The organism is Actinomyces sp. oral taxon 448 str. F0400 (assembly GCF_000220835.1).
In the GTDB taxonomy this organism is placed as follows: domain Bacteria; phylum Actinomycetota; class Actinomycetes; order Actinomycetales; family Actinomycetaceae; genus Actinomyces.
Genome location: NZ_GL985606.1, coordinates 733457 through 742339, shown reverse-complemented (window position 1 = coordinate 742339; position 8883 = coordinate 733457). Strand labels below are relative to the sequence as shown.

7 protein-coding genes and 1 pseudogene are annotated in these 8883 nt (G+C 70.8%); 2 read left to right on the top strand and 6 right to left on the bottom strand.

What is annotated here, in order from left to right; all coding sequences use genetic code 11:
* Positions 1 to 2047: helicase-associated domain-containing protein (locus HMPREF9062_RS03175; protein ID WP_009748586.1), on the bottom strand; the 2047-nt coding region annotated here is incomplete at its 3' end.
* Between the two features lie 137 nt (positions 2048 to 2184).
* On the opposite strand from HMPREF9062_RS03175, the gene HMPREF9062_RS03170 reads away from it, so the two are divergent.
* A complete protein-coding gene (locus HMPREF9062_RS03170; protein WP_009748585.1) occupies positions 2185 to 3864 on the top strand; it encodes a DNA repair helicase XPB in 1680 nt (559 codons plus the stop codon).
* A 75-nt stretch (positions 3865 to 3939) separates the two neighbouring features.
* Here HMPREF9062_RS03170 and HMPREF9062_RS03165 read toward each other — a convergent pair whose 3' ends face one another.
* From HMPREF9062_RS03165 to HMPREF9062_RS12835, 5 genes are all read right to left on the bottom strand, one after another.
* Positions 3940 to 4866, bottom strand: coding sequence for a type 1 glutamine amidotransferase (locus HMPREF9062_RS03165; RefSeq protein ID WP_034253637.1), 927 nt, complete (start codon positions 4864 to 4866; stop codon positions 3940 to 3942).
* Positions 4867 to 4976: 110 nt separating this feature from the next.
* Positions 4977 to 5741: a hypothetical protein gene (locus HMPREF9062_RS03160; protein ID WP_009748584.1), complete on the bottom strand. Its 765-nt coding sequence runs from the start codon at positions 5739 to 5741 to the stop codon at positions 4977 to 4979.
* Positions 5738 to 6211 carry a hypothetical protein gene (locus HMPREF9062_RS03155; protein WP_034254623.1) on the bottom strand — a complete coding sequence of 158 codons (474 nt, stop codon included), beginning with the start codon at positions 6209 to 6211 and terminating at the stop codon, positions 5738 to 5740. Before HMPREF9062_RS03155 ends, HMPREF9062_RS03160 begins: the two co-directional genes overlap by 4 nt.
* Positions 6212 to 6395: 184 nt before the next feature.
* Entirely contained in the window at positions 6396 to 6896 is a 501-nt protein-coding gene (locus HMPREF9062_RS12425; RefSeq protein ID WP_156789951.1) for a hypothetical protein, read from the bottom strand.
* A gap of 22 nt (positions 6897 to 6918) precedes the next feature.
* Positions 6919 to 7797, bottom strand: coding sequence for a hypothetical protein (locus HMPREF9062_RS12835; RefSeq protein ID WP_156789950.1), 879 nt, complete (start codon positions 7795 to 7797; stop codon positions 6919 to 6921).
* 633 nt (positions 7798 to 8430) lie between these two features.
* Here HMPREF9062_RS12835 and HMPREF9062_RS03145 point away from each other — a divergent pair.
* Positions 8431 to 8883, top strand: a pseudogene (locus tag HMPREF9062_RS03145) (hypothetical protein); the annotation flags it as partial.

Sequence of the window (8883 nt, the reverse complement as noted above, 5' to 3'; positions counted from 1 at the left end):
GCGCCGGCTCGGGCGCCGGAGCCCCGCCGCGTCGGACCCCGCCGCCGTCGCCCGCGATGATCGGACGGCCCGAGTCGTCCTCCAGGACGGGAGCGAGTCCGGCCGAACGCAGCTCGCGCAGCACCCGCCCCGACGGCGCCGAGGAGACCAGGACGCCCGGGGCGAGCTCGGCCAGGGCCAGGTCGGTCAGCCGCCCCTCGGAGACGAGCCCCGCCGCCACCGCCGGGTCGCCCACCCGCAGCACACTGGCGACCTCCCGCACGCGTACGGCGCCGTGGCGGCGGGCGGCGTCATCGACCAGGACCGTCAGGGCGGAGGGCAGCGGCGTCGGAGTGTGCCCACTCAGCTCCTCGACGAGCTCATCGCCCGAGTAGCCGGCGTCCAGCGCGCCGCGCACCGACTCCGGGGTGAAGCGAACCGTCAGCGCCCCGCCGCGCGACTCGACCACGGCGCACCGCTCGAGCACCTCCGCCAGCGCCGGGGCGGGCCGTCCGGGGACGATCGCGGTGAGGTCGGACTGGACCAGCAGCATGTCGACCGGTTCGGGCAGGTCAGCGGCCAGAGCATCCTCCAGCCGGGCGGCAAGCCCCTCCTCATCGCCCGGCTCCCCGCCGTCGTCAACCTGACCACCGGCGTCGGAATCATGCGAATGGCCAGTGCCGCGCACGGAGCCGGCCAGGACGCGTCCGGCGCGGCTCAGCGCCCCGCCCCCGGTCAGGCCCAGCAGCTCGGCCTCGGCGAGCACCGCGCTGACGGCGCCCTCGGGCACGGGGCGCCGGGGTCTGGCGAAGGTCAGCGCGGCGCGCACCCACGTCGGAGTGACAGCCGTCCCCTCGGGCAGCGAGTCGAGCAGCGCCAGCAGGCGGCGACGCAGGGTGCGGGCCCAGGCGGCCTCGACGTCGGCGCCCAGTACGGGGCGCAGGGTACCGTCATCGTTCCGACGGCCGACGAGCCAGGCGGTGCGGGCGCTGGCGGCCCAGGCGGCGGCCAGCGCGGCCCAGCGTTCGGGGAGCTCAGCGCCCAGCCAGGGGGCGGCCATGGCGGCGGGCACCCAGGTGGCGCCGGCGTCGTCGAGGCCGAGCAGCCCGGCGGCCGCGGCGGCCTCGATGAGCGTGGCGGCGGTGCCGGTCTCGACGTCGAGGGCCTCGGCGGTGCGGGTGAGAGCGCGCACGCCCACTCCCCCGGTGCGCAGGATCGGTCCGCCTTCGCGGCCCCACTCGGCCAGCAGTCCGCCGATGAGGCGGACGACCTCCTCGGCATGGCGTGCGGCCTCGGAGGCGACGGCATCGGCGGGCAGGACCTCGAGCTCGGCCGTCGAGGGGGCGGTCAGGGGCTCGCGGGGCAGGACGCCGCCGCGCAGGGCGAGAGCGACCTGCCTGGGCATGATGAAACGGGTGCGGCCGGCCGCGTCGTGCTCGCGGACCAGCCAGCCGCGTTCGAGAAGCTCGGCCGCACCTGGCGCCCTGCCGCCGGCGCGCAGCGTGCCCACGGGCGGCCCCCAGGCGAGGGCCCGCAGCATTCCGAGCGCGGCCCGGGACACCTCCCCCGAGTCGGTCTGGAGCTCGGCGAGCGTCGGCGGCGGGGGCGGCGGGTCCGCGGCCGCGGGCCCCAGGCCGAACGGGTGGGGGCCGAAGACGTCCACGAGGCCCGGCACGGGCCCGGCCTCGATCACGAGGGAGAGTCGGGTCAGCCTCTCCAGCCGGGCCGCCACGTCATCGGCCTCCAGGCCGAGCGCCTCCGCCAGGACAGTGGCCTCCTGCGTTCCGAGGGCGACGACGGCCTCGGCGACGGCCAGGGTGGGCGCATCGAGACGCGCCAGGGCTGCCTCCACGCTGGAGCGGGCACCGGCGCGGGCCGCGAGCGCGGTGAAGGAGGCCGACGGAGGGGTGGTCAGGTCGGGGCGGGCGGCCAGGAGCGCGGCGACGTCGACATCGGACAGGGCGGCGATGTGGGCGGCGAGGCCCTCCACGCTCGTCCCGGGGGCGTCGTGAGCGCGAGCGTCCCGCTCAGCGCCTGCGGCGTCGTTCTGCTGGGCCCCCGTGCTCATTAGGACAATATTAGTGCGGTTGCGCCGCCCTGCCCACTGACGGACGGCTCGTGGCGGGGCGCGGTCCGGCGATATCGTGGGCCGGGCGTCGCCAGAATCACGGCGCCGACCGCCCGTGCCTTGGGATACTGCCGTCCATGTCTGCCCCTGCAACCCCCGACGGCCCCCTCATCGTCCAGTCCGACAAGTCGGTGCTCCTGGAGGTGTCCCGCCCCGGCGCCGACGACGCCCGCCGCGCCATCGCGCCCTTCGCCGAGCTGGAGCGCGCGCCCGAGCACGTCCACACCTATCGGATCACTCCACTGGCGCTGTGGAACGCACGGGCCGCCGGTTTGGACGCCGAAACCGTCGTCCACGTTCTCATCACCTACTCGCGCTTCCCGGTGCCCCACTCCCTGCTCACCGAGATCGCCGAGACGATGGACCGCTACGGCCGTCTGCAGCTGGTCGCCGACCCGGTCCACGGCCTGGTCCTGCGCACCACGGACGTGCCGGTCCTGGAGGAGGTGCTGCGCTCCAAGCGGACCAGGGGTCTGCTGGGGGCTCGGCTCGGGCCTCAGGATGTGCTCGTCCACCCTTCGGAGCGCGGTCACCTCAAGCAGGTCCTCATCAAGCTGGGCTGGCCGGCGGAGGACCTGGCCGGCTACGTCGATGGCGAGGCGCACCCGATCGTCCTGGACGACGACCCGGTCGGCGCCGAGGCGGGCGCGCCCGGGGCGTTCGCGCTGCGCCCCTACCAGACTCAGGCCGTGGAGGCCTTCTGGGCGGGCGGATCGGGGGTCGTGGTCCTCCCCTGCGGGGCCGGCAAGACCCTGGTGGGCGCCGCGGTGATGGCCAGGAGTTCGACGACGACGCTCGTCCTGGTCACCAATGCCGTCTCGGCTCGGCAGTGGAAGGAGGAGCTCATCCGCTTCACCTCGTTGACCGAGAATGAGATCGGCGAGTACTCGGGCTCGCGCAAGGAGATCCGGCCGGTCACCATCGCGACCTACCAGGTGCTGACCACCAAGCGGAAGGGCGTCTACCCGCATCTGGACCTGCTCGACTCCCATGACTGGGGTCTGATCGTCTACGACGAGGTCCACCTTCTGCCCGCGCCGATCTTCCGCATGACCGCGGACCTGCAGGCGCGCCGCCGTCTGGGCCTGACGGCCACGCTCGTGCGCGAGGACGGCCGCGAGGACGAGGTCTTCTCTCTCATCGGCCCCAAACGCTACGACGCCCCCTGGAAGGATCTGGAGAACCAGGGGTGGATCGCCCCGGCGATCTGCACCGAGGTGCGTCTGACGCTCGACGCCGGGGAGCGGATGGCGTACGCGACCGCGGAGAGGGAGGATCGGTACCGTCTGGCGGCGGCCACGCCCGCCAAACTGCGCATCGTCGACGGGCTGCTGGCCCGTCACCCCGGGGAGTCCGCGCTGGTGATCGGCCAGTACGTCGATCAGTTGGAGGAGCTCGCCAAGCATCTGGACGCCCCGCTCATCACCGGGGCCACCACCGTGCGCGAGCGCCAGCGGCTCTACGAGGCCTTCCGCGCCGGCGAGGTGAGCACGCTCGTGGTCTCCAAGGTCGCGAACTTCTCTATCGACCTGCCCGGGGCGAGCGTGGCCATCCAGGTTTCGGGGAGCTTCGGCTCCCGGCAGGAGGAGGCCCAGCGTCTGGGGCGGATCGTGCGGCCCAAGGCCGACGGGCGTCAGGCGCATTTCTACACGGTGGTCGCGCGCGACACCGTCGATCAGGATTTCGCCGCCCACCGTCAGCGCTTCCTGGCCGAGCAGGGCTACGCCTACGACATCGTCGACGCCGAGGAGATGTGAGCGGGGCTCGTGGTCGAGCCTTCGTTCGGCCCGGGCGGGCCTCGCCCCAGGGCGGCCCGGGCAGCGCCGATGATGTCAGCGAGTCGTCGCTGCGGCGGTCCGGTAGGCGCGCGCGTTGCGCACGAGCGTGCGCGCCAGCGCCCGGCCGAAGGCCTGGAGAACCGGTTCGACCTTCTCCGCCTCGACTCGGGCGCGCGCGCCGGCGGCGACGGCCTCCTGCGGCAGGTCTGCGTCGGGCAGCGCCTCGGCCGCTTCCTCCCCCTCGACGACGCCCAGGGCGCGGGCGGCGGAGCGGGCGCGCCAGTACTCGATGCGCGCCGGGGTGGACTCGGGGTGGTGCTGGAGGGCCAGGAGCTTGCCCGCACGCCATGCCTGCACGGGGGAGCCGGGCGAGGAGGCGAGCAGCGTCGTTCCCTCGGGCAGGCGGACGACGCCGTCGTCGTGAGAGACGATGACCGGCAGCCGGGTGCCGTCCCGGGTGGGGATGCCGGCGCGAACCGCGGCGCGCACGGCCTCGTCGACGATGTCGGAGAAGACGGCGTCCTGGCCGGCCGCCTCGGTCAGCTCCAGCTCGACGACGCCGCCCTCCGGGCCGTGCGGCGACGGGCAGGCGGTGTCTCCGCCCAGCGCTTCGGCCGCGACCTGAGCTCCCAGGCAGATGGCGACGGCGGGGACGCGCTCGTCGACGATGCGGCGCAGCAGACCGCGCAGATCTGCCAACCAGGGGTGGTCGGCGTCGTCGTGGGCGCTCATGGCCCCGCCGAGGACGACGAGGCCGCTGCCGATCTCGGAGAAGTCGGGGATGGCGTCCCCGGACCAGGGGCGCACCATGCGCAGGGTGACGCCCTCGGCGAAGAGCCACTCACCGAGGCGCCCCACGGGCGCGAAGGCCTCGGGCTCGATCACGGTGATGACCGGTGCGGACGCCGGTCCGGCGTCCCCCTCCGGCGCAGCGGCACGGGCGGCCGACACCGCCGTGGGCGAGTTCGAGTCGACAGTCATGGCTTCTAGGTTGGCCCCTCCCCGGCACCGGCGCAACAGGGGGAGGGGCACAGTGCGCCGGGAGTGCCGGCTCGCGTCCTCGTCCCCTCCACGACCCCCGCTGCGGGCCCTCACGGAGTCGACCACAGCCAGGGACAGATGGTGGCCCAGATCTCGGTGCCCATCACGGGCCGGATGGGGATGTGGCTCGAGGGGCCGTTGGGGTCGACGACGGGGCCGTCGTCCTCCTCGAGCACGTAGGTCATGTTGCTCACGCCCAGAGTGAGCAGCTCGCCGGTGGCGGTGAAGCCGTCCCGGTCCCGGTCCTGGCGGAGGCGCATCACCATGGTCCACCGGTCGGCTTTGGCATCGTGGACGAAGTCGGAGGCCGCCGGCCCGCTCCGCCCGATGGAGCGCATGATTCGCACGGCCGCGTCGACGTCCGCCAGGCGGGCGGCGGCGGCCAGGGTGTCGTAGACGGATTCGGGGCCGTCATGGACCATGGGCCTGGGGTACAGGTGGTCGTTGGCCAGGGCGATATGGGGGACGTCGACGTCGTCGCAGGCGTAGAGGTGGACGCCGTCGGCGTCGTAGCGCTCGACGGTGCAGCGCGGCGCGGCGAGCCAGATGGTGATGTCGCGCACGGGCATCGAGTCATTCGGGTCGAGGCGACGCAGGGAGTATCGAGCGTCGGCGATCATGAGGCCACCGAGGATCTCCCGAGCCGGCGCCGTGAGGCCGTAGCGGTCGATGACGCCGAGGTCCTCCAATCCCGCGGGGGCGCCTTCGGCGTAGGTGACGCGCTCGGCGACGGGCCCGATAATCATGCGCTGAAGCACCTCCCATTGGGAGGGTTCGAGGATGATGACGCCGTGGTCGGAGTCGAAGGAGCTCATGGCGCCACCTCCAGAGTCTCGCTCATGGCGAAGATATGCTCGAAGAGGCTGCCGAACTCGCGAGTGGCGCAGGTGAAGGTGGCGGTCCACAGGTTGACGCCCTCGGCGGTCTCGTCCAGCCACGCCACCTGGACGACGGTCAGGGCCTGGTCATCGAGGCTGTAGATGCCGCTGCGCAGGCGGCGCCCCTCGTAAGGGCCCGCAGCCGCGAACTCGTCGATCATGCGCATACCGGGGACGCTGTCCGCCATGGTGCGCGCGGAGCCGACCAGGACCTCCTCGGGGTTATCGTCCGGGGCCAGTGGCGTCCTGACGACGACGAGGTTGGGGGCGTAGGCGGGCGCGGCCGGCACGGCCGCCGCCACGTACCGGACGGTGTCGCCTGTGACGTCGAGAATGCCGGCGGGCAGATCTTCAGGGCTTATCGTCTGCCACCCGGGAGCGAGAGTGACATTGATCGTCTCGCGCATCATTCTCCTCATTGTTCGCGGGCGGTTCCGCAGCCCGGGGCCCGTCCTCAGGCCGGCACCGGAGCCGACGTCGGCGCCACGACCAGCCTAACCGGCACGCGGGTGATCGGGCGGCGGGTCCGCCGGCGCCCGGAAGATTTCAGCCGCCTGCGTACGGGCGGTGTGCGGAGCGGCCGCCCGCGGCTCATCCGGTTCTCCGGTTCGACCCGCCGGGCCCGGAAGTCTCCCATCTGCGGTGAGCCTCCTCCGCCGGGACGCCGGCCGCACCGTGGCCAGCAGCATCCGCCCTATTCTGATCACCGCGCCCCGCCTCGGCTCGTCGCCGCCGACGCTTCTCCATCTGCCATTCCGGATACATCGGTCTAGGCAGAGGGAAGGGAATCAGAGCAATCAAGGACAACACCATCGATAGAACTACCCCGACAGTGAGAATAACTCCCGGTATCGAAATGTCATCATCAGAAACTTGCACAAAAAATAGCCCTCCGCCGAACACGAACATCGAGCCGATCGCAGGCTTAAGAAGCGCGATCGTGTTGCGCCCCATATAAAAACCAGGCTGGTCCATAAACGACCGGCTCAGCTGTGCATATCCACTGTCAGAGAACATCTCAAACCACCAGTCCATCAATGTCACCCCGCCGAGCGCCACGCAGCCGAGGCCGTACCAGAGATCGCTACTCATCCGCTACCATCCCCCGAACGGTTCAGTGGAACCACTTCGCAGCACTATGGATACCGTTGTTCGCCTGATCTGCGAGCAATGATCCAGCAGCCGACCCGGCTACTCCACCAACAGCGCCACCGACAACGCCGCCGACCGCAGCGCCCACCGGACCGCCGACGCACACTCCAATAGCCGCCCCTGCTTCCGCACCAGCCCAGCCGTCGGCCCAGCCGCCTCCGCCGGTTGCCACGCTCCCCGCGGCGCCGGCCACCTTGAGCCCCTTGCCGACCTTACCTGCTTTGGAGGCGACCTTCGCCGCAGTGGATTCCTCAAATCTGCCACCTGGTTTCCAGTTCCCCAGGTCGCCGTCATGGAATCTGAGTCTCGGCCTGCCAACCGGCTTGCCGCCACGAGCTGCGTGACTGGTCCTGAGCTTCCCGTTACCCACATCGGTCGTCAGGCGCGGGTTAGCCTTACTCAGGGAAATACCCTGCGTCAGGGTAGTGACATTCGATGCACGTCCGATCGCCCAGTTGGCAGTATTCACTGCCGCCTTCACTCCGCCGCTCCTGGTGTTAGGCCTGATAACCCCGAGAGCGGCCTCACGCACGGGGTGGTTGGCGGCCGTGATGTTCGCACAGGCATCCGCAAATACCTGACGAACCTCCGTTTCGCTCACACGAATGTCGCTGGTTTCGGCCTCCAGCTCCTTGTACAAGGCGGCCTTAGGATCTTCACGGCCTCCACTGGAAGCACTACACCCGTCAGCAGGCGGAGTCACCACGGTCACTGGATTGGATATACTGCTCTCAGCGACCTGCAGGCCGCCCTCTCTCGCCGATTCACGAACGCACCACAACCTGTTTTTAATCGATTCCAGTCCGTTCGCTAAATTATTCAGAGCATTCTTGTCATTCATATAACTCAGGGTAGCCGAGAGCGCATGTCCTAGCCCCTTGTGGGAACGCTACTGGCAGCCTCATCATCCGTCGTCCGCATCAGCTTATCGGCTGCAGTCAGGAGACTCGACTGCGACGAGATCGCCTTCGCAAGACCCGTCAGCGCCGACTGGAGATCCGAGACCACCGCCTCCGCCGACGCCGCCGAGCTCCCGCACCCGGACGGCTCACTCACCGACTGATTGCTGATTTCACTATGCGTCGCGTCCAGGTGCGTCACCGAGGACGACACCGCACCATGATCCCACTGCAACTGATCGGACATCCGCTGTCCTCCTGCCGTTTGCCGTCGGCTCATCGGACGCACCGGACTGTACCACCAAGACTTCCTCAGGTTCACGGACCCGGACCGCGCCGCCCCCATGCCGACCCCGAAGCGGGCTCCCAGGGCCGACGTCCGCCGCTGCCGGAGAAGGTCGTGCTCGGCCCTCCGCGGGCAGAGGCGGTGGGCTCGGTCTCGTTGGCGGACGTGATCGTGCATAGCTCGGGCCTCCGCGGGCAGGGGCGGTGGAGCAGGGCGCAGGGAGTTGCCGGGCCCGCTCCGAACGGGGACCATTGGCCTGCTCGTACTCATCTCCTCCGAGGAGCCCGACGTGTTCTGGAACCGCAAGCGCGGCACCGCCGCCCACCCGCAGCAGCAGGCGACGGTCGAGGACCTGCGCACCAGGGCCGGCGAAGCCCTGGTGAAGGCGGACGATGCGGTGCGCGCCGCCGACGAAGAGCTGTCCTACGCCCAGGCCCAGTTCGGGCTGTCGGCCACAGACGCTTTCACCCAGGCATTGAGCACCGCGCGCGACCACCTCGCCCGCTCCTTCGAACTGCGCAGGCTCCTGGACGACGACATCCCCGAGACCGAGCCGCAGCAACGCCAGATGTACACCGAGATCCTCCAACGCTGCACCGACGCCGTCACCGTCATCAAGAATCAGGAGACGGCCTTCAACGCCCGCCGTGGCCTGGAAGCGAACCTGCCCACGTCGGTGGCCGAGACGGCCCAGCGGGCCCAGGAGACCGAACAGGTGATCGCCATGGCCAACACCCTGCTC

Coding starts and splice junctions, on each gene's coding strand:
- HMPREF9062_RS03170 (WP_009748585.1), top strand. CDS start 2,185: ATGTCTGCCCCTGCAACCCCCGACGGCCCCCTCATCGTCCAGTCCGAC.
- HMPREF9062_RS03165 (WP_034253637.1), bottom strand. CDS start 4,866: ATGACTGTCGACTCGAACTCGCCCACGGCGGTGTCGGCCGCCCGTGCC.
- HMPREF9062_RS03160 (WP_009748584.1), bottom strand. CDS start 5,741: ATGAGCTCCTTCGACTCCGACCACGGCGTCATCATCCTCGAACCCTCC.
- HMPREF9062_RS03155 (WP_034254623.1), bottom strand. CDS start 6,211: ATGCGCGAGACGATCAATGTCACTCTCGCTCCCGGGTGGCAGACGATA.
- HMPREF9062_RS12425 (WP_156789951.1), bottom strand. CDS start 6,896: ATGAGTAGCGATCTCTGGTACGGCCTCGGCTGCGTGGCGCTCGGCGGG.
- HMPREF9062_RS12835 (WP_156789950.1), bottom strand. CDS start 7,797: ATGAATGACAAGAATGCTCTGAATAATTTAGCGAACGGACTGGAATCG.